Source organism: Rathayibacter sp. VKM Ac-2801, assembly GCF_009834245.1.
In the GTDB taxonomy this organism is placed as follows: domain Bacteria; phylum Actinomycetota; class Actinomycetes; order Actinomycetales; family Microbacteriaceae; genus Rathayibacter.
Genome location: NZ_CP047183.1, coordinates 479,109 through 499,569, shown reverse-complemented (window position 1 = coordinate 499,569; position 20,461 = coordinate 479,109). Strand labels below are relative to the sequence as shown.

Sequence of the window (20,461 nt, the reverse complement as noted above, 5' to 3'; positions counted from 1 at the left end):
GGTCGGCGGCTCAGGCGAGCACGCCGGTGCGGGCGAGGGTCCACTTGAGCGGGTCGAGGCAGCGGAAAGGCGCGATGCCCCTCGCGTTCAGTTGCTGCCCGTCCGGCGACTCGCCGAGAGCGGAGACGGCGAAGAAGCGGTGATCGATCGGGCTGCCCTCGTGCGGGTTCTCGAGCGTCAGCACGATCGGCCCCGCGTTCATCGCGTAGAGCAGGCTCTTCACCTCTTCGTGGAGCAGGCCGCCGTCGACCGTGTCGTAGGACGGGGCGGCGTGGTCGGGCTCGCGCAGCATCGCGGATCCCGCGTTGGACATCACCGACGACCAGGCCACGTCCTCGACCTCGCTCAGGCGCTGGACGGCGTCGAACTTCGAGAGGACCACGGCGAGACGGCTTAGCCGGCCGCCCGTCAGGGTGATCAGGTTGTTCAAAACGGTGAGCGGATTCACGCCGGACCCGCGCTGAGCGGGGATCACGTCGACGAGTTTGTCGCGCACCGACGGGACCGCCAGCGGGTCGAACATGAAGAAGATGCCGTCCGCGTTGGCCAGGAACGCCAGATGGCCCGCGCGCGCGGGCGGCTCCTCCATCTCCTCGCCCGCGACGTCCCGCAGGACGATGAAGCGCCGCACCCCGCGGATCGTTCCAAGGCTGTAGATGAGGGGCGTCCTCTGGTACGAGTCGGCGCTCTGCGACCGAGGGGTCGGAGCCATCAGGCCCCGCTCCTCGAAGAGGGGGGCCTCGTACACCCGCGAGTAGGTGCGGCGCGTCTCGTCGTTCGCGGCCTGGAGCACAGTTCCGAGCCGCTGCGCCATCTCTGCGAGCTGCTTGACGACCACGGCGATGTAGAGGCTCTTGCCGGTGGCGCGCGCTCCGTTCATCGCGATGCAGGTCGCGTGCCCGCTGCGGTACCCACTCGGCAGGGGGCAGTGGCAGCTCGGGCAGGCGTCAGAGAGGGGCTCGCGGCACTCGGGGCACTCGAGCCCGGTGGGCGGGCTCCAGTTGCGGGCGTCCGCCGGGCGGACGAGCGCATAGCGCGTCCCCGTCATGACGTCCTCGTGCGCGTAGCGGATGGCGTCGGGATCGAGCGTCTGGGCGCAGCGGCCCGTCGTGCAGATCCAGGCGAAGGAGGCGTCGCCGATCAGCGAGAAGCAGCTGGGGCACTTCGTCATCGGCCGACCCTCGCGTAGGGCTCCGTGCCGGGAGCGAAGCAGCCGGCGAGCAGGGAGCGCACCAGGCGGCGGAGCAGTTCCGCATCGCTCCGGAACGCCTCGGCCAGGCTCCGGCCCGCGGGATCGGTCTCGATGAAGGTGTGCGGCGTCGACGGCGGTGTCTGCAGCTGCCAGGCCGACCGCGATCCGATGACCACGAGGTGTCGGGCCTCGCCGTCGATCTCGTCGGCGGCCTCGAAGGCGCCGATGTCGGCGGGGACCGCGTCGGTGACGACGTAGGTGACCGTGTTCCCTTCCGCGAAGCCGCTCAGCGCTGGGGCACCCGACCGCACTCCGCTCGAGCGCGGCGCCTCCCGGAGTGCCGAGATCACCGCGCGCTCGGCCGGCTCGTCGGGCGGGACGTCACGGAAGGCGACGGACGCGCCGACCACCGCCGCTCCGCGCCTCCTCTCGGTCGAGAGCACGGAGGCGACACCGTCGAGGACGGCGACGACCGCCTCCGCCGTGGACGGATCGGCGGCGGTCGCGTCCTCGGCGAAACGGCGGAAGGACGCCGAGCCGTCGAGCGCGACCACCACGTGCAGGGCGCTCGTGGGCGACACCTCCTGCGCCCCCAGGATCCCGACGGTCGCGACCTGCGCCTCCGCCGCGACTCCGCTCAGCCGGTACCGGCGCTCGGAGATCCCGGCGCCGCGCACCTGCACCCCGTCGCCGCCCGGCTCGAGGATGACCACCTCGCGCTCGGCGAGGCCGGCGAGGTCGAGGGGAGGCACGACCGCCCTCTCCGGGTCGGAGGACCGCGCGTCGTCGATCCCGACGCTCACATTGGCGACCGCACCGGCGGGGAAGAGCTCGCTGCCGATCGGCACGAGGCGGATCATCGTGCGCTCTGTCACCCTCGGCACGATGAGCAGGTCCGGCCTCGGACGGACGGCGGTCGTGAGCGGCCCGCCCGCGACGACCGCGTCCAGACGCGCCGACCCCGCCTGCATCTGGAGGCGCACGGTGAGGGGCCTGTCGCTCAGAGTGACGACGGCTCCGCCCGTGATCATGTAGCTGGGCATCAGCGTTCCTTTCGGTCGGTCAGGAAGGAGGCGAGTCCGTCGCGGAACGATCCGCGGGGACGCGGACCCTTCAGCTCGCGCTGCCAGACCTTGGCGGAGCGCTCGATCGCGGTCAGGAGCTTGTCGCCGCCCACCGCGCCGCGGACGGTGACGACCGCCCTGAGCTGGTCGACGAGGACGGCGGTCACCGCCTCCGGATCGAGGTCGCCCTGGGCGGCCAGCTCGCGGAGCGGCCGATCGAGCAGTCGGATCGTGCGGCCGGCCCCGTCGGACACGGTCAGCGCCGCGAGGGCATGCGCTCGGGGGTCGACGAACGACGGGTCGGGGAAGTCGTCCGACGTCACGAAGGCGAGCCTCGCGAGTCCGAGAGCGTGCCTGGGCGCCTGCGCCCCGCTCTCGAGTCGCGTCCGCAGGCGCTCCTCCGCACCCTCCGAGGCGTCGCTGAACGTGCGGATGAGGGCGATTTCGGCGTCCAAATGATCCGCCGGATCCTCAGCGGCGAGGAAGGAGAGCGTCGTGGCGGCGGCCGCGGCTCGCCGTGCGTCGCCTGACGCCGCCTCGGTGCGGAGCACCCGCTCGAGAGACGGCCGCCACTCCCGGCTGAAGGGCACCTCGCCGAGCACGGACACGACGGCGGCCAGGTAGCGCGGACCGACGTCGGCCGCCACCGGGGCCGGCGCGGCGGCGGCGCGCATGGCGACGACCGCGTCCCTCAGCTCGAGGACGTGCTGGGCGGGCACGAGCTCCCCCGTCGCCGACTGCGACATCGCGAGGCGGACGAGCGCGAACCGCGCCGAGGGCAGCCCCGGTCGCGAAACCTGCACCCGCCTGGCCAGCCCGCTGAGCGCATCACCCATCGGCGCCGAGGCGAGGGCGGCGGCGACGAACTCCTCGGGGAACTGCCCGCCGAACTCCTCCTCGAGCGCAGCGAACTCGGTGGGCAGCACCGCGCCCGGGAGCGCGGCCGCCCGGACGAGTGCGCGGCGGTCGACGGCCGGGATCTGCTCCCAGACCGCGTGCTCGGACAGGAGCGAGTAAGCGACGGTCGCCGTCAGCCCAGTGACCGGCACGCCCTCGCGCAGGAGCAGCATCGCGAGGGACAGCTGCACCGGCGGAAGAGCCGTGAGGGGACCGCTCATCCGCTCCCTGATCGACGGCAGAAGCTGTCCGTCGCCGGCCAGCCACCGCAGGACCTCCTCAGGAGCCGCGCCCCCGGGAACGGGCTCCCGCTGGACCGGCACGGCCTCGAGCTCGACGATCAGCCGTTCGCGCAGGGGGAGGCTCATCACGCCCGCCCGGGCGGCGACGGCGATCCCGCGCTCGCCCACGAGGAGCTCGGCGACCGTGCGCAGGAGGGTCGCCGTCGCCGGTCCCGTCCGGCCGACGTCAGCGCCGAGCAGGCCCGCTCGGACGACGACGTCGAGCAGTCGCAGGGCGTGCACGGCCGACGTCACCGGCTCACGCGGATCCACCGGCCGGGCGAGGTCGGCGATCGCGGCCTCGGCGAGCGCCGTCAGCCGCTCCCGATCGGCGTCGAGGAGCGCCTGGTCGGGCAGCGGGACGCCCTCGTCCCTCAGCAGCCACTCCGCGTCCGACACGCAGCGCTCGAGGTAGGCCGACCCCATGAGCTCCCGGATCAGGAGAGACGACCTCGTGTCGCGAGCGTCCAGCTCCCGCCAGACGCCCCATGTGGTCGAGCCGATCGACGAGGAGACGACCGCGACGGTCCTCTCGTAGAGGTCGAGGTCTTGGCGGATGCCGTCGGGCGAGGCGTCCAGCAGCACCCGCGAGGCCTCGTCGCGCGCATCCATCGTCTCGTCGCCGAGGAGCACGACCGCCATGGCCAGCGGCCACTCCGGCGCGAGACCCCGGTCGCCCACCCGCAGCACCGCTTCGTCGAGGACGACGAGCACTCGGCGCGCGACCTCGTCGTCGACGAGGACCATCTGCGCTGCTCCCGACCAGTTCGAGGCAGCGACCTCGCTGCCCGCCGCCGTGACATGGGGTTCACCGCCCGCCTGGCCGACCGCCGGTATCTCGGCCTCGTCGATCACGACGGCGCCCGCGAACGCCGAGCGCTCGCAGGCGTCGATCCGCGGTACGACGGCGATGTGCACGCCCCTCGCCCACGCCGCTCCGAGACTGCTTGCGCGCTCGTAGAGGGACCAGGAGAGGGTGCGGGCCGTCGAGGGCGCCATGAGGCGCTGAACCGACCCCAGCCACAGCGCTCCGGTGTCCTGCGAGTCCGCGATGAGCACCACCGGGGGCCCTCCGCGCAGCGCGGCGACGGAGGCGTCCATCAGGACCGAGAGGACGCCGGCGCGCCAGGTGCTCGGGTCGCACACGAACGAGACGACGGAGTCGAGGGTGACGACCGCGCCGCGCTGCGGAATCCCCGCCGCCCGCAGTCGCGCGGCAGCGACCTCGAGGTGCGAGAAGGGCGTCAGGAGGTCCGGCGACCGCCAGAGCTCGACGGGCCGCAGCGGAGGCTCCGGCTCGTGCGGCCGCCTGTCGAACACGACGTGGTTGTAGACGTTGTCGGGGCGCCCCGTGCTGTCGGCTCCCGCCTCCGAGGACTGGAGGTAGACCGCAGAGCCGTCGACCGACGCGAGGTGCATCAGGCGCAGCGGCCGGGCCTCGAGCTCCGCCGCCGCAGGGAAGTCCGAGAGCCTGACGTGCGATCCGAAGCTCGTGACGGCGGAGGCTGTGACGAAGCCGATCTCGGCCTGCGTCGGCTCGCCCGCCTGCAGCTGGACCCGCCAGCCCTGGTCGAGCGTGTACGTCGCCTGGCTCCACCGCGGACCGCCGGCCCCGCCCTGCTCAGCCACCGCGCGCCCTGTTCTGGAAGCCGCCGACCTTCTCCTTGAGGCTCTGCACCCGCAGGGTCTCGATGGGAGGGTCGAGCAGAGCCACGCGTCGCAGGACCGCGCTCGGGAGGTCGACGAACAGGCGGAGGTAGCCGGTCGGGTGCGGCACGTCCTGCTGCCACGCCGCGGGATCGGTGCGCCAGCCGGGCTGCTCGGAGCCGGGGGCCATCGCCGCGGGCACGAAACGACGGGTCGGTGCGACGACGTCGTCGACGTCGGGCACGACGGCCAGTGGCGTCCCGTCGCCGACGGTCAGGGGGAACCGCTCGGGATTGTGCACCAGCACGAACGGCGGCGAGCTCTCGAGAGCCCGCTCGGAGGTGAGGGTGACCGTCGCGGAGTAGCGGCCCATGAGAGTCCGCTTCACCACGCAGCGGTACGACAGACGGAGCAGGCCCGGATAGACGACGCTCCGCGCCGTGCTGAGCACGCGCTTGCCCCCGTCGAAGGCCACGGCCACGAGGTGGAGCTCGCAGCCGAGCGGATCGAGCCCGCCGGTGCGGTACTCCAGCGATCCACGATCGAAGTACTCCGACTTCGAGATCTCCCTCGGCTCTCCCTGGACGGCGAGTGCGGAGTCAAGGCCGACGGGCGAGCGGTAGGCCATCACGACGTCCGCGCCGTCGGGCCACTCGAAGGTGATCCTCTGGTTCTGGACGCGCTCGACGATCCGGAGCTGCGCCACCGGCGGCACACGGACCCCTCGCACGGTCCGACCGACGAACGCCTGGCCGTCCATGAGCACGACGATCGTGAAGTACGCCCGCGTCCAGCCGCGCGGCCACGGCACGTCGCGCATCGAGGCCCGGGTGCCGTCCGTCGTGATCGGATGCGCCAGCCGGCTCTCGGTCGAGAGGTTGGCCTGCGGGAGGACCGTCTCCGGCACGATCTCGCGCTCGATCCCGGCGCTCGGCGGCGCCGTCGTGCGGTAGATGACGACGTCGCCCCCCGGCGGGACCGTCCACGACAGGTCGAAGAACGGAGCGTCGGCGTCGTCGTGCAGCTCGAAGGCGAGATCGAGGACGGGCTCGTGGACGTTGGGGATGTCGATCGGCACCGCCGTGGGGGCGGAGAGGCGCGGGACCCCGTCGATCACCGCCTCCGCGAAGACCTGGTAGAGGTACTTCTCCCCGCGCACGGCGTTTCTGTCGACGAAGCCGCCGAGGTTCGCCTCGTCGACGAGAATCCTGAAGCTCGGATCGCCCACGGTCAGAGCGCCGCGGGATCGGGGCACCCGGAACACCTGCACGCGCGTAGTGCCGCCGTGAGCCCTCCAGCGGCCGATCACGCGACCCTCGTCCTCCTGCACGTCGACATCGACGACCGGTGCGACCACGGCGCCGAAGGCGTGCAGCGAAGGCTGCGCGAGGACGGCGTCGCGCACATCGCGACCGACGTTCCGCCACACCTGGTAGTGCCGCACCGCGGTGGTGAACGGCCGCTCGTCCAGGGCGTCGGTCTCGACCGTCGCCGCGACGAGGTGACCGTCGTCCGGTGAGTAGGGGGCGTGCTCGTCGGCCGAGACGACGCGGAACACCGCGGTCGCTCCCGCATCGGCGTCCGACCAGACGGCGCGGAGGGACCCTTCCGGCCCGGGAGTGACGCGCAGCGGAGTCGGCACGCCCTCGGAGCCGCCGTAGGCGTAGGGCGCGAACGAGGCGGGGTCGATGGCGGGCGACGGGGCGGGGGCGGTGGTCGCGAGCGGGACGGGCGCCGACGGCTCCGTCGCCGGGGGCGACGCCGGTGCCGGGGAGTCGACCGGTCCAGCGGAGGGCGCCTCCTCGGTGCGGCTCGCGAGCGTGCGGGCCACCACGGCTGCGATGTCGTCGGCGAACTGGCGCACGACGGGCGCGAAGGTCGCCCTGAGCTCGTCCGCCTCGCTCTTGCGCGATCGGGCGACGAGCCGAAGGTGGGTCTCGGTCAGCTGGCCGATCCCGGGTGCCTCGCGGGCGATGGCGTCCTCGCGCCAGCGCTTGAGCGCCGTCAGCACCGCCTCCTCGGGGGTCTCGGAGGCGGCGGGCGGGACGGGCAGGACCGGCGGAGCGGGCGGGACAGGCGGGACGGTCGGGGGCGGCGGCGGGGGCTGCTCGTCGGGCGCCCCCTCGCCGGTCGGCTCGAGCAGCCGGCTCGGCAGCGAGTCCTGGGGGTCGTTCGCCCCCATGCGCTCCTGCTTCAGGAGGTACTCGATGGTCGGCTGCCACTGGCGCGCCGACGAGCTCGAGTCGGGAGGCATCGAGCCCGCGAGCGCGATGCGCCGGAGCTCGTCGAACGGCGGCGTCCGGTGACCGCGACCCGCCGCCTCCTCGGCCCAGAAGGTGAGGAAGCGCAGTCGTCTCGCCTCGTGCGCGTCAGGCATCGTGCACCTCCACCGGGTCGACCAGGATCGCGGGCATCAGAACGGCATCCCGTCGAACAGGTCGGGGACGTCCGCGGCCGTCGGCTCGGGGATCGCCGCGGGAGCGGCGACGACCGGTGCTGACGCCCACTCCCGAGCGCCGTCCAGACCGACGTCCGACACCGCGCGCGGGCCGGCAGCCCGGTGGACGAGGAACTCGTATGCCGGGATCGACGCGGTGAGCTCGGTCAGGGCGACGATGCGGCTGAGTCCGCGTCGGCCGATCCTCGAGTCGGGACGCTCCACGGCGCTCGCACCAGAGGCGCGCGCCGAGTCGGTGAGCAGGCCGTCGTCGAGCCGGTCTCCGAGCAGGCGCGAGGGCGAGTCCGTGTCGGCGAGGAACCTCGCGTACGGCACAGGTGCGCCTCCGGCCAGACGTGCGTCGGACACCGACGCGAGCAGACGGTCGGCGATCGCGGACCGCGGCCCGTCGAGATCCTGCAGGACCCTCGCCCAGGTCGCATCGCCGACGGAGCCGTCGACGCCGTGAGCGCTGAGCGCTGCGGTCCAGAGCGGGAGCAGGCTGTCCTCGCCTCCGCCCGACTGACGGTAGAGAGCGCGGGCGTCCGCCTCGATCTCGACGCCGCGGGGACCGATCTGGCGGGGAGCGCCGGCGAGCGCGGCGGTCCAGCACTGATCGAGCCAGCCGATCGCGAAGATGTCCCGGCGCAGCTCGATGGCGGCACTGCCGACCGCGGCGGGATCCACCACGCCCGCGCCCAGGCGCACCGACTGGGGGAGGTCGGCGACGTCGACGTCCGGCGCGAGTGCCGACTCCTCCGCACGGCCGAAGGGCGCCGCGAGGATCGTCCCGACCACGCGCGACCACGCGAGGAACTGCCCGTAGGCGTCGGTGAGGCGTCGCGCATCGCGGACGGCGTGACGCAGATTCCGCCGGGCCAGCTCCTCCCGCGCCAGGAGTTCGGTCCTGGCGTTGATCAGCCGGAACAGCTCGCGCTGCCCCCGGAGGAACACGATCAGAGTGGTCGCGAATCCGACCAGGAGGATCGAGCCGAGCAGGATCAGTCCGATCGTTACTCCGATCACACCGGTCGCGAGGAGGACGCCCGTCACCACCAGGAGGGCGGTGAACACGATCACGAGGATGCGAGTCGTCGACGCGAGACGCTTCTGCTGAGCCTGCACGGAGGTGAGGATGTCGTCCGCGCTGGCGGCCCGGCGGATGTCCTCGAGGAGCGTGCGGATCTCGAGAGTCACGGCGAAGAAGCTCTCGCCGATCCGCGTACCCACCCGGGCGGCGAAGCTGTCGCCGTGCTCGGCCTTCCACGTCCCGAGGGCCTGCAGAGCGGTCGCGGCGGCGACGCCGACCGCCGGCTGCTCGGCAACGAAGCGGAGGCGCTGCTCGAGCGCGTAAACGCCGAGCACGTCGAAGGGCTCCGCTGCCGGCAGCCCCACCGTCGCCGCGAGGTGCGGAGGCACTCCGTCGAAGGCCTGATCGGCTCCGGGCACGATGCCGCCCGGGCGCCGGAGCACACCCCGCTGAGCTCCGATCTGCACCGGAGTGAGACCGGTGACGCGCTCACCGCCGTCGGCGAGCGTCAGGGAGGCGGCGACGTAGTCCTGCCACAGCGCCGAGAGGTCGGCGTGCGCCTCGTGGTCGCGCCGGGCGCCGCCCTGCTCGTCGAGGATCCTGTCGATCGACGCGGCGGCACCGCCGTAGTCGAGCCAGCTCGCCGGCATGCCGTCGGCAGTCACCCCCTTCACGACCACCGCGTAGGCCGACGGTGCGCCTCCGAAGACGAGGCCGTGCACCGCCGCCGCCGCGTCCGCGCGCACCCGGTTGACCACGGCGGCGAGCCAGGCCCTCGGAGCGTTGCGGAGGGCGGCCAGCACGAATCCGAAGAGCATCTTCAGCGCGTCCCAGGCGCCGATCTGCTTGGTCTTCCGCGGCGGCTCCGCGTCACGGGGTCCGCGGAGGACACCGGGGTGGCGCGCCCAGAGCTGCTCGGACATGTTCTGGGACGCGAGCGGAGCGTCCTCGACGTAGGTCGCCGCCGTTCCGAACTGCGTCGGGAGCGGGAGTCCCCGCTCCATCGAGAGCACCTCCCGACGCAGCGCGCCCTCCAGCTCCGCGGTCCCGAGTCGGCGGTAGTACGACCGCGACATCCGGGCCAGCTGCCCGTAGGTGAGGTTCTCGTCGTCGAGCGGTGAGCCGTCGACGCCCGTCCACAGCCCGACCAGTCCGGCGACACCGGCGGCCGCGGGGACGCCGAGCTCGAGAGGATCGGTGGTCGGGGGGAGGCGGGTCTGACCCATCCCGGGTCCGCTCGAGTCTTCGGGCGAGAGCAGGATGTTGTGCCAGCCGTCCACAGCGAGGTCCGCCACGGTGGCGGGGTCGCCCGCCCGTGCGACGACCGCCCGGACGCGGACCACCTTCGCCTGTCCGAACGAGCTCTCGAGGAACTGCGCGAGCTCCTGCTCGACCGCGGTGCCCGCAGGCACCACTCCGGTGAGCGCCGGGACCAGCGAGACCAGGCGGATGCGCTCCGTGCGCCCCGCTCCGGCGAGCGCGTTCAGCGTGGTGCCCTCGATCGTTCCGCCGCGGACGACAAGGGCCGAGATGCTCGTGCGCCCGATCATCTGCGGCTCGACCCAGTGGAACTCGTCGACCATTCCGGCGGCCGACCAGTCGGTCAGTGCGTCCCTGATGCCCGCGAGCGGGCCGGCCGGCGCGAGGAGGACCGTGATCGTCGACATCAGAAGGCTCCGAAGTCGGGCTCGGGGACGGCGGCGAGGGCGCCGGCCGGGGCGAAGGTTCCGTCGGCGGATCGTGGCAGTCCGGCGGCGGGCACCGGTCGGGCCGCCAGGGTCCTCGCGGCGTCGAGGGTCTGCCGCAGCTCCTCGGTGGCCAGGATGATGTCCGGCGCCAGGTCGCGGAAGATCGGCGTGGTCGAGGCGGTCCGCCGCGTGGCGATCGTCGAGTAGGTCCCCGGCGCGGCGCCGGGAGCTCCCGGTGTGAAGCTCGTCGTGGTGAAGGTGTGGATCGACTCGAGCCAGGCGAGGGCATTCGCGTACCTGGCGTCGAGCGTCTCCCCGACGATGCGCGACGGCGTGCCGCTGGGGGTGTCCCCTGTCGCGAGCCAACCAGCGAGCTCGCGCTCGGAGGACCGCTCGATGAGCCCGCGCGCGGGGCCTCCCGGGTTGGCGTCCGAGAGCCTGCGCAACTGGCGGTACGGCTTCATCGACGTCATCACCGGTGCGTCGAGCGCCCGCGAGATCGCCAGCAGGTACGACTCGAGAACGGCGGGCAGCCAGTCGATCAGGCGGCCGAGGAACTCGGAGGGAGGCGTCAGCAGCGGGTGCGGGAAGGCCATCCAGCGCTCGTCCTCCGGGTCCCAGATCTCGACCGGTGTGTCGTACGGCGCGTCCGGGATGCGGATCTGGCCCGTCATCTGGCCGACGTACCAGCCGGCGATCATGGCGCGACGCTCGCGGTCGCCCATGGGGAGCGACGCCGGCAGCGGTCGGCTGCGCCGGTTCGACCAGAAGGTGAGGCGTCCCTGCTGCGACGTCTCGGCCCACTGCTTCGCCACCGGGAGCAGGAGCGAGTCGAAGACGAGAGGCGCGTAGTTGCGGTAGGAGCCGAAGATGTCGATCCGGGTCAGCGTGCTCTCGGCGTTGACGGCCCGTCCGAAGATCTGCGCCACCTCGTCGGCCATGTTCTGGCGCGAGGCGATGACCTGCTCGAGCGCCGCCACGACCGGCGAGTCCTTGAACGGCACGCCCGAGAACTTGTAGCGGTACTGGGTCGGCGTGCCGTGGATGGCGTTCACCGCGTCCGAGTCGATGCTGATCAGAGGGAGGGCGCGAGAGAGCGCCTCGCCGAACTTCGCCACGAGATCCGCGTGCCGGCCGGGAAGACCCGACGGCGGGAGGTCCTTGCCCTCGGCGAAGTCCCGGAGGGAGAGAGCGCAGAAGATCTCGAAGGACTCGCCCGGCCGGCGGATGAACGCCAGGGCGCGCTCGACGAGGTCGGCCGGCGCGACGGCGAACTGGTAGCGCCCCTGCGACGGAGTGAGCGGTGCTCCGTTCATCGGATCGCGGTTGAAGAGCCCGGGTCGCCACTGGGCGAGCCTCTCCACGAGGCCGCCCGGCGCCTCCGCACCGCTCGCAACCGGCCACGTGCCGCTGATGACGGCTCGGGCGCCGAGGACGCGCGCGTCCGAGAACATGACCGCCGTGGTCCCCTCCGCGACCGCGGCGCGCAGGTCTCCCTCGTACTGCTGATCGAAGCCGGCGGAGGGGGTGAGCAGGATCTCGTTGTCCGCGACGTCGAAGCGCGCGGGGACGAAGCGGTCCTCCTCCGAGGGCCAGGCCGTGTAGTCGCTGGTCGCGACGTTCGCGAGCCCGACCGCTGTCGGCGCCGCGTGCACCGCGTTCTCGAGGACCTGGATCCCCTCGCTCAGAGCGAGGCGCAGGGGGGCGAGGACGTCCGTGACGAGCGCCTGCAGGATCGTGCGCGCGACGTCCGCGCTCCGGGCGTAGACCGTGTTCGTGGTCTGCTGCCGGAAGAGGTCCACCAGCCGGTCGACGACGCTCGCACCGTTCGCGATCGTGCCGCGCATCCCGGCGAGCTGCGTCTCGAACGCTGGGGGCACCTGGCCGAGGTCGCCGCCCTGGTATCCCGCCATGGTCTGCAGGTGGGTCAGCAGCTGATCCTGGATCAGCCGCTCCACGCGGTCGAGGACCTCGCGGGCGTACGGCAGGCCGAAGAGCTCGACGGCCTCGGCGACCTGCGCGAGGATCCGCTCGTGCAGGTGGTCGCTCCACTGGAACCCCCAGCGGTACGCCGCCTCGGAGGCGGCGCTGCCCAGCACCGCCTTCCTCTCCGCGAGGAACTGGCGCAGCGTCGGCGACCAGAGCGCGACCGTGGTCGCGGGCGGCGGGACGTAGGGGACGAACTGCTCGTCGAGGATCCGCCGCGCCGCGCCGTCGGCGTCGGTGCGGGCGAAGGCCGTGCCGGTGAACCAGCCGAGCACCTGCTCAGTCGACAGGGGGCCGGGCGCGTCCGAGAAGGGCAGGCCCATGGCGTCGGCGACACGCGTCCACTGCGAGTCGGCGAGCGCGCGGAGCTGATCGACGCTAGAGGCGATGCTCCCCGGCTGGAGATGCCCCTCCCGCAGGCGGTCCGCCGCGGTCCGGGCGAGGCGCTGCGCCGAGTAGTGCCGGTAGCGGTCGCGGCCCATCGAGAGGCTCGCGTAGCCGAAGGCGCCCCAGGGGATCGAGTTCGCGCTCTCGCCCCAGCCCAGGAAGTCGAGGTCGGCAGGAGTCGGGTCGGCGACGTTCACGATGTCGAACTCGACGAAGTCGCCCGACGCCTTGCCGCTGGAGATGAGCGCCGCGAGACCGCGCCCCAGCCCCCGGTACACCGCCGACTGCGATCCGTCGCCGAACTGCGTCTTCTCGGCGCCGACGAACCGCCCGACTGGGAACACCCGGGCGAACGGCGCCGCGCTCGTCCGCGTGACCCTCTGACCGAGGGCGCTGAGGATGGCCACGTCGTGGTCCTCGGCCGCCGCGGTCTGGGTGGCGACGATCTCGCCGAGCATGGCGAGCGCGTTGGCCCGGACACCGCCGCGGGCGGAGGCGGGCAGGCCGTCGAACACGTCGGGGGTGACCATGAACACTCCGACGAGCCCGGGGTCGACCCCCTGCACGAGCGTGAGGAGGCGGCAGACGTCGAGCGCCATGCTCGCGCCGGCGCCGCCGGCCATCGACGACACCACGAGGACGACCGTCCGCGACGCCGGGTCGAACGAGCCCGCTCCTGGCAGGATCCGCGAGACCCGCGTCATCTCGGTGTTCGCCTCGACGGTGTTGATGCTCTGGAAGGCGCGCGAGAGGCCCTCGAACACGTCGGAGGCGCGCTGCAGAGTGATGGCCCGCCCCACGGCGCGCATCTGCCCGGCTCCGTTGCCGATCGGCACCGTGATCGACGCCGGGTCGCGGGGGGCCCAGGTCCCGAACTCGCCCAGCGCGCCGCCCTGTCGCAGGCGCGTGCTCAGGGCGTTGTCGAGGACGGTGTAGCTGCCCGTCGAGGGCGCGGTGCCGATGTAGGTGCCGCCCTGGTCGCGGACGTTGCCGATGCCGTTGATCCGGGTGTCCGGCGCGTTGGGCACGTCGATGTGGACGAACTGCCAGCCGGCGGGGATCCGGTCGATGCCCAGCGGCGCGAGCTCGGAGTGCAGCTGATCCATCATGTAGGCGAGGGTCGAACCCCCGGAGCCGCCGCAACCGACGACCAGGAACTTCTGCATGGATCAGACCTCTTTCGACGTGGGATCGAGTGGACCGGACGAGGGCATTAGAGGGTCCCCCAGGGGTTCGCATCGGGAGCCGGGCGGGGCGGCGCCTCTCCCGTGTCCGCCTCCGGCCGCGCCGGCGCCGCTGGCGGGGAGGCCACGGCCGTCGGCGCAGCAGAGGATCCGAGGCCGGAGCCGAAGCCGCCGAAGCCGCTCGTCTCGGCGGCCCCTCCCCCTCCGATCGGCGAGCTCGCCGCCTCGGCCGCAGGAGCGTCGGACTCCGGCTCCTCCGCGACGAGGCGGGAGAGGATGTCGGGGAGACGCGAGTTCAGATCGTCCGCGAGACTGGCGCGCTGCGCGGGCGTGGCCGTTCCCCCGATGAGCAGCAGGACCTCGGCCGATCCGGCCGGGCGCCCCGGCTGGTGGAAGACGACCCAGTTGTTGTGCACGGCGAGAGGGAGCCTCGCCGTGGTGCCCTTCGCGGTGGTCGACGGCGAGGCGCCGGAGGCGCTCGACCAGCCCGGGCGGTCCACGCGGACGAAGCCCGCCTCGGTCGGCGCGGCGCCCGCCCGGGCGACCAGCTCCGCCCCGCCGGTCACCACACGGCGCGAGCCCCTCGCGCTGATCGGGACCACGTCGCGGAGATCCTCCGGCCCGATGGCGAAGCGGCTGCCTCCGCGGAGCACGCTGCCGCCGGACACCTCCACCGGGACCGTCGTCGCCACGAGGGGCCTCGCCGGGACGACCGAGACGAGCCTCTTCGCGAAGTAGAGGACGCCGACCGGGACCGCGATGCCGATGATGACCGTGATCGCGAAGGCGAGCCAGACCACCGGGACGTCCAGCGGCAGCGCGAGGCTCGCTGTGAACGGCACCTCGACCTCGAGTGGCGGGCCGCTGCCGTCAGAGGAGGCGAGCATCACGGTGATCGTGCCGTTGATCGCGCCGTTGCCGCCCTGCTCGGTGCTGAGCCGCAGAGGCAGGCCGGCGCCGCCCGAGTCGACGCACGAGTCGGCGGAGGAGGCTGTCGACTCGATCGTCACCGCGCCGAGACCCTGCGGCGACGCGACGACATCGGCCGAGTCCGAGGCCAGCCAGGCGCAGCCGTCGCCCTTGAGCGAAAGCACGGCCTGCTGGTCGACCGGTCCCTCGGCGCCGCCGAAGTCGACGCGCTCGGCGACGGTCGGGTAGGCGGCGGGCGGCTCGATCGAGATCCGCTGCGCCACCACGCTCGGATCGAGAGCGGTCCCGGGCACGACGGCGCCGGAAGCGGAGGTGGCGGACCCGGTGGTCACCTCCAGGCGCAGGGTGAGGAGCCCCAGCCCGACAGCCGCATCGGTGAGGGGCAGCGCGACCGGTCGCCCGATCGCCGCCTTGTCCTCGGTGTCGAGCACCGTGACGACGGCTCCCTCCGCGTCCTGGAGCGACACGGCGTACCGCATCGTCCCGAGGATCGACGACGGGTCGACGGGCGCCCCGCCCCGGCCGACGAGCGCGAAGACCGCGCCGTCGATCGTCTCGCCCGCGTGCAGCACGACGCCCGTGCCGTTCGTCCAGCTCGGCGCCAGATCTCCGCTGATGTGCAGGTTCGTCTTCGACCGCCGATCGGCGGAGGCCCCCTGCGGATCCGTGAACGTGAAGGCCCACTGGCCGACCCACGCCGCGTCTGCGGACGACCCGCGATCGACCGTGATCGACACCGTCTTCTCGGTGATCCACTCGTAGTCGATCGACGCACCGCTCGCGTCGATCACGACCGAGGCGCTCCCGCCGCCGTCCGCGTCGCGGGCGAGATCGACCCGCGTGCCGTCCGGCAGGCTCATGCTCGCCGCGAGACCGGTGGCGTCGGCGGAGCCGAGGATCTTGACGCGGGGCGTCGAGGCGTCGAGGACGAAGTTGTGCGCCTGGTCGGCGCAGGCGACGACCTGGCAGATTCCCGCCTCCTGGGTGAGCGGCGCTCCCCCGGGAGTCGCGATCGCGTCGAAGGCGAAGAGGAGGCTGTCGATGTCGCCTGCCACCTGGAAGGAGCCGGGGACCGGCTCCGTGATGTCGCCGCAGCGCGTCCCGGCGAGGTCGGTGCCGGTGGTGACCGACCTGATGAAGTCGAAGTCGGCGTCCGTCGATCCGGGGCCGGTGAGGCCGACGCCGAAGACCGTGATCCCCGACGAGCGCAGCTGGTCGGCGAGACCGCCGCCGCGGCAGAGGTCGGCGGCGGCGGCGTCGCGCACCTGCGCGGCGGCGCCCGAATCGGTCAGGTCGACGCCGGGGGCGAAGCGCTTCTGCGTCCCGTACTCGGCGCGCTCGGCACCGGTCTCGCGAGGGAAGTAGTCGAGCTTGCCGTCGGTGAACCAGACCACGGCCTGGCAGCCCGCGCCTCCCGTGCGTCCGGCCGCTCGGTCCGCGAGATCTGCACGCGCCCCGTCGAGCGCCGTCCAGTAGTCGGTGTCGAAGCCGTCGACGCGCTCGGCGAGTCCGGCGATGCTCGCCCGGACGCCGTCGACCGACTCGGCGCCGAGCGGCGTCCACGGGAGCAGCGTCGAGTAGGAGTCGCCGAAGACGCTGAGCTGCACGTCGACCGGAGTGCCGGCCTCCGTCGCGAAGTCCGCGAGCTGATCGACGAAGTAGGTGGCCGAGGTGACCCGGCCGAGCGCGGCGTCGCTCGACGTGAGGCTGCTCGACTCGTCGACGAGCAGCAGCACGTCGGCCGCACCACCACCGGCGATGCACGCCCCGAAGGCGCCCAGCGCCGGATCCGCCTCGGCGGCGGCTGCTGCCGGCGCCTGCACTAGTCCGCCGACGATCAGCGGGACCGCGAGCGCGACGACGGAGAGGAGTCCAGCTCCGCGGCCCTTCACAGCTGCCACACCCGTCCCGCCCAGAAGGCGATGCGGGCGGCGCTGGCGATCACGGCGAGCAGCACGATGATCAGGCCCCCTCGGTAGAGCCACGGCGCCCAGGTGGGCGGCGAGTACATCAGCTGGGTGCGCCTCCTGGTGTCGAGTAGCAGGTAGACGGCGAAGAGGCCGATCGCGATCGGGCCCGCGAACGCCCACGAGAGGATCGCTGCGAGCGGGTCCGCTCCGAGCACCAGTGCGGCGGCCCCCGCGAGAGCGGCGACCGCGACTCCGCCGATCAGCCAGCCTATGGGCGAGCGGACGGAGGACGGAGCCGGCTCGGTGGCGACGGCGCCGCCGAAGCCGGCCGACGCGGTGAGGGGAGCGGTCGCCGTCGACGAGGCCCCGCCGAACGACGCTCCGAACGCGTCGGCGCGGGGCGCGGGATCCGCTCTGGACGAGTCGTCGCCGGGGGTGGTGCCGCCCCCGCCGGTGAAGCGGCTGAAGTCCCACCCGCCGGTCGGATCACTCATCCGTCGCCCCCATCCTCCGCGCCCTGCGGCGTCCGGAGTCAGGATGACAAGAGCACTCGGCATCGTCACGTCACACTGATCGGTGACACATGACCCGTGTCACATGAAGTGGTGACAGGGCTCCTCTTCTTTGCGGACAGTCACGGACCGGAACTACAGGGAGTGCTTGAAGAAGTCGATCTTCGTGTCGAGGCGGATACCGCACTCGACGTACTTGGCTTTGATCCTCTTCAAGTAGGTGCGTACCGTGTCCTGAGACAGACCCATCTGGAAGGCGACGTTCTTCACCGGGAGCCCCGTCGCGTAGAGGCTCATCACGCGCTTCTCCTGCATACTCAGCGCGGGTCGGCGGATCTGCGTCTCCTGGAGGAGCAGAGCCGTGACGTGCGGAGTGAGGTAGTCGCGCCCCGACAGGGCCGCCTCGATGGCGAAGCCGATCTCGGAGGCGCTCTCGCTCTTGGACGCGTACCCGAGCGCTCCCGCTGCGAGCGCCCGGTGCACGACTGTCGCGTCGGCGAAAGTGCTGACGACGATGACCTTCATCCCCCGCGCGGTGATCTCGGCGACGCGCGCCTCGATCGTGCTGTCGTCCTTGAGGTCGACATCCACGATCACCACGTCGATGGGGCCGGTCAGCTCCTCGAGGAACCCGACATAGCTCTGCGATTTGACGACCACGCGGATCCGGGGATCGGCCGCCGTCAGCCATGACTCGAGTCCATCGAGGAACATCCGCTGATCATCGACGATCGCGACGTTGATGAGGCCGGTGAGTGCCATCAGGGTCCGTCCTTCGAGCGCTGTCCGGATCGCTCGGGCTGAATCTAGGACACTTCGCGCCACTCGGTCACCAGTTCGCGACATCACGTCTCTTCGCGGAGCTCCGAACGAAATGCATCGCTGTAAATCATCATCGGGACCACTCCACCTCAACGACGACGAACCCGTCCGACTCGTTCGAGGTCCCGCCGAGACGACCGACCGCCTCGACGAGGCCGCCGAGCGCGACGTCCCGCTCGAGCATCACGCCCGGCCCGGCGGTGAGCACGACGCCGACGGAGTCCCCGTACCGCGTGACGACGACGGCGACCGAAGCCGACCGGCGCGCAGCGAGGGTCTGCAGTCGTCCGATCACCTCGAGCAGCACCGTCCGGACGCGGTCGGGGATGTCCTCTGCCGCTCCCTCACCGTCGAGCACATCGAGCTGCGCGGGCGAGCGCAGGCGCTGCAGATCGCGCGACGCGAGCGCGAGCGTGAGCCACCCCGACTCCGCCCCCGATGAGAGGAGGCCGCGCACCCCTCGCGCGACGACCACCGCCGAGTCGACCGCGATCGGATCGAGGGGGAGCGGCGATCGCCCCGACGCGACGTCGTCGAGCAGAGGAGCGGCGAGCTCCCTGAGCCTCGACCGGCGATCGGCGAGCAGCGACTCCGCCGCCGCGACCGCCGCCCGCTGCGACTCCAGCCTCGCCGCCTCGTGGTCGAGCTCCTGCAGCTCGACCACCGCTCGACCCGCCGAACGCAGATAGACCGCGACGCCGACAGGGACGACCAGCGCCTCTGCGCAGATCCGGGCGACAAGCGCCGGCAGCACCCAGGGGCCGTCGACGTCGACGGCCCCCGACGCCAGGGCGAGGCACAGGAGGGTCGTGGTGTGCGCCCCCGCGAGCGTCAGCACCACGGCGCTCGGCTGGGACCGGTAGAGCCAGACGAGGGCGAGCGACACCCCGGTCACTCCGATGTTCGCCCCGGTGAACCGGACCCCCGCCGGCGTGATGAGGGTCGCGGTCACGGTCGCGCCGACGATCAGGAAGACGAAGGCGGCGAGGGCCGCGATGCGCCCGAAGCGCCGTCGCGACGCGGTCGGGCGTCCGGTCAACGCACCCGTCGCTAGGAGAACCGCGAGGCACAGTCCCGCCAGCCCCGGCACGAGGTAGTCCTGCCAGAAGACGATGACGAGGAGAGTCGCGTCGGCCACCCCCACCCAGCCGATCACCATCGGGGCCGTCCGCGAACTCCTCCTCAGGCGCTCGGCCGCCGGAACGGGCGGCGGAACGGCGCTCTCCGGGAGGGCGCGGACGACGTCGGGGATCTCGATCCGCACCCGGGTCCCCTCGCCGGCGATCGAGGTGACGGAGGCTCGACCACCCACCGACTCGATGCGACGGACGATCGACCGCGCGACCCCCCACCGGGTCGGCATCGGCGAGTGCGTCGGATCGAAGCCGTCGCCGTCGTCCGCCACCTCGACGGCGAGGAGGGAGGGGTCGCCTCCTACCCGCACCGCGACAGCGTCCGTTCGGGCATGCAGGCGCACGTTCCGGAGCGCTTCGCGGACCGCTCCGTCCAGAGCGAGGCGCGACTCCTGCTCGAGCACCTGCGACCTGTCGGTCGAGACGTCGACCGCCCAGCGCAGGTGCAGCGACTCGGCGACCCGCTGCCAGCCGTCGACCAGGTCGCCGACGGTCGGGACGTCGAGGGGGGAGTCGCGACCGGCGGTGAAGTCGGCAAGGTCCTCCCGGCAGCGCTGCCGGAGCTCGGCCGGGTCCATCCCCACGCCGCCGTGCGCGAGCATCGTCAGCGTCGCGAGCACGTTGTCGTGGACGGCGATGTCGTGCTCGCGACGCCTCCGGGCCATCTCCTCGCCGTACACACGGTCACGCCGGGCGGCGGCCAGAGCAGCGATCGCCGATCCGGCGAGCGCCGCCCCCCGGCGCATGCCCCAGCCGCCCAGAGCGCAGACGATGATCAGGTTGACCGACCACAGGCAGCCCGCGAGGATCCTCGGGCCGGGTGCGCCGAGGATCGCGGCCCCGACGAGAGCGATCACCGCAACGGTCATCGAGACGACGAGAGCGTGGCTGAGGCGCTGAAGACCGAGCCCGAGGAGCGTCAGGGCGATCCCGATCGCGAGGGGCCGAGCGGGTTCGATCACCTCGGCTGCGTCCGCGCCTAGCGGCTCCCACGGGTCGACCGCCGTCGACCACCACGTGATGAGCCCCGCGGCCGTGACCACGCCGAGCCAGACGGGTGACCAGAGTCGGAGCGCAAGCACGATGACCACCGCGGCGATCGCCGCTGCTCCGACGGTGGCCGCAGCACCCCGCGACAACGCCTCGAGGAGCACCACCAGCGTGTAGGCGAGACCGACATGGATCGCGATCCTCCGCAGGACCGCCGATGCCGCCGCCGCCTCCCCGCCGGAGTCGATCGGAGCCTGAGTCGCAGCTGCCACAGCACCTCCCTGCTCGGCGGCACGAGCATAGGCCGGGGTGACTTCACCGGGCTCGTCCCCTTAAGCGGTGACGCCTCCCTGCTCGGGACCCGCGTACTC

General features: G+C 72.6%; 10 protein-coding genes. All 10 read right to left on the bottom strand.

Going from position 1 to position 20,461, the window contains the following annotated elements; genetic code table 11:
• Positions 1-10: 10 nt before the first annotated feature.
• The 10 genes from GSU45_RS02215 to GSU45_RS02170 all read right to left on the bottom strand — a co-directional run bounded on the left by GSU45_RS02215 (position 11) and on the right by GSU45_RS02170 (position 20,362).
• Positions 11-1,171 carry a hypothetical protein gene (locus tag GSU45_RS02215; RefSeq protein WP_159912333.1) on the bottom strand — a complete coding sequence of 387 codons (1,161 nt, stop codon included), beginning with the start codon at positions 1,169-1,171 and terminating at the stop codon, positions 11-13.
• The gene (locus GSU45_RS02210) at positions 1,168-2,235 is read right to left on the bottom strand and encodes a hypothetical protein (RefSeq protein WP_104260776.1); all 1,068 of its coding nucleotides are present in this window, start codon (positions 2,233-2,235) and stop codon (positions 1,168-1,170) included. The genes GSU45_RS02215 and GSU45_RS02210 overlap by 4 nt, the downstream gene beginning before the upstream one ends.
• On the bottom strand, positions 2,235-5,063 hold the full coding sequence (locus GSU45_RS02205; protein ID WP_159912331.1) for a hypothetical protein: 2,829 nt from the start codon (positions 5,061-5,063) through the stop codon (positions 2,235-2,237). The genes GSU45_RS02210 and GSU45_RS02205 overlap by 1 nt, the downstream gene beginning before the upstream one ends.
• Positions 5,056-7,458 carry a hypothetical protein gene (locus GSU45_RS02200; RefSeq protein ID WP_159912329.1) on the bottom strand — a complete coding sequence of 801 codons (2,403 nt, stop codon included), beginning with the start codon at positions 7,456-7,458 and terminating at the stop codon, positions 5,056-5,058. Before GSU45_RS02200 ends, GSU45_RS02205 begins: the two co-directional genes overlap by 8 nt.
• A 36-nt stretch (positions 7,459-7,494) precedes the next feature.
• Positions 7,495-10,215: a hypothetical protein gene (locus tag GSU45_RS02195; protein ID WP_159912327.1), complete on the bottom strand. Its 2,721-nt coding sequence runs from the start codon at positions 10,213-10,215 to the stop codon at positions 7,495-7,497.
• On the bottom strand, positions 10,215-13,775 hold the full coding sequence (locus tag GSU45_RS02190; RefSeq protein WP_159912325.1) for a tubulin-like doman-containing protein: 3,561 nt from the start codon (positions 13,773-13,775) through the stop codon (positions 10,215-10,217). The genes GSU45_RS02195 and GSU45_RS02190 overlap by 1 nt, the downstream gene beginning before the upstream one ends.
• A gap of 47 nt (positions 13,776-13,822) precedes the next feature.
• A complete protein-coding gene (locus tag GSU45_RS02185) occupies positions 13,823-16,624 on the bottom strand; it encodes a vWA domain-containing protein (RefSeq protein ID WP_159912323.1) in 2,802 nt (933 codons plus the stop codon).
• Positions 16,612-17,127, bottom strand: coding sequence for a hypothetical protein (locus tag GSU45_RS02180; protein WP_159912321.1), 516 nt, complete (start codon positions 17,125-17,127; stop codon positions 16,612-16,614). Before GSU45_RS02180 ends, GSU45_RS02185 begins: the two co-directional genes overlap by 13 nt.
• Positions 17,128-17,280: 153 nt before the next feature.
• Positions 17,281-17,907 (bottom strand): response regulator transcription factor, encoded by a 627-nt coding sequence (locus GSU45_RS02175; RefSeq protein ID WP_159912319.1) that lies wholly within the window; start codon positions 17,905-17,907, stop codon positions 17,281-17,283.
• A 130-nt stretch (positions 17,908-18,037) separates the two neighbouring features.
• Entirely contained in the window at positions 18,038-20,362 is a 2,325-nt protein-coding gene (locus GSU45_RS02170) for an ATP-binding protein (protein WP_159912317.1), read from the bottom strand.
• Positions 20,363-20,461: the final 99 nt, after the last annotated feature.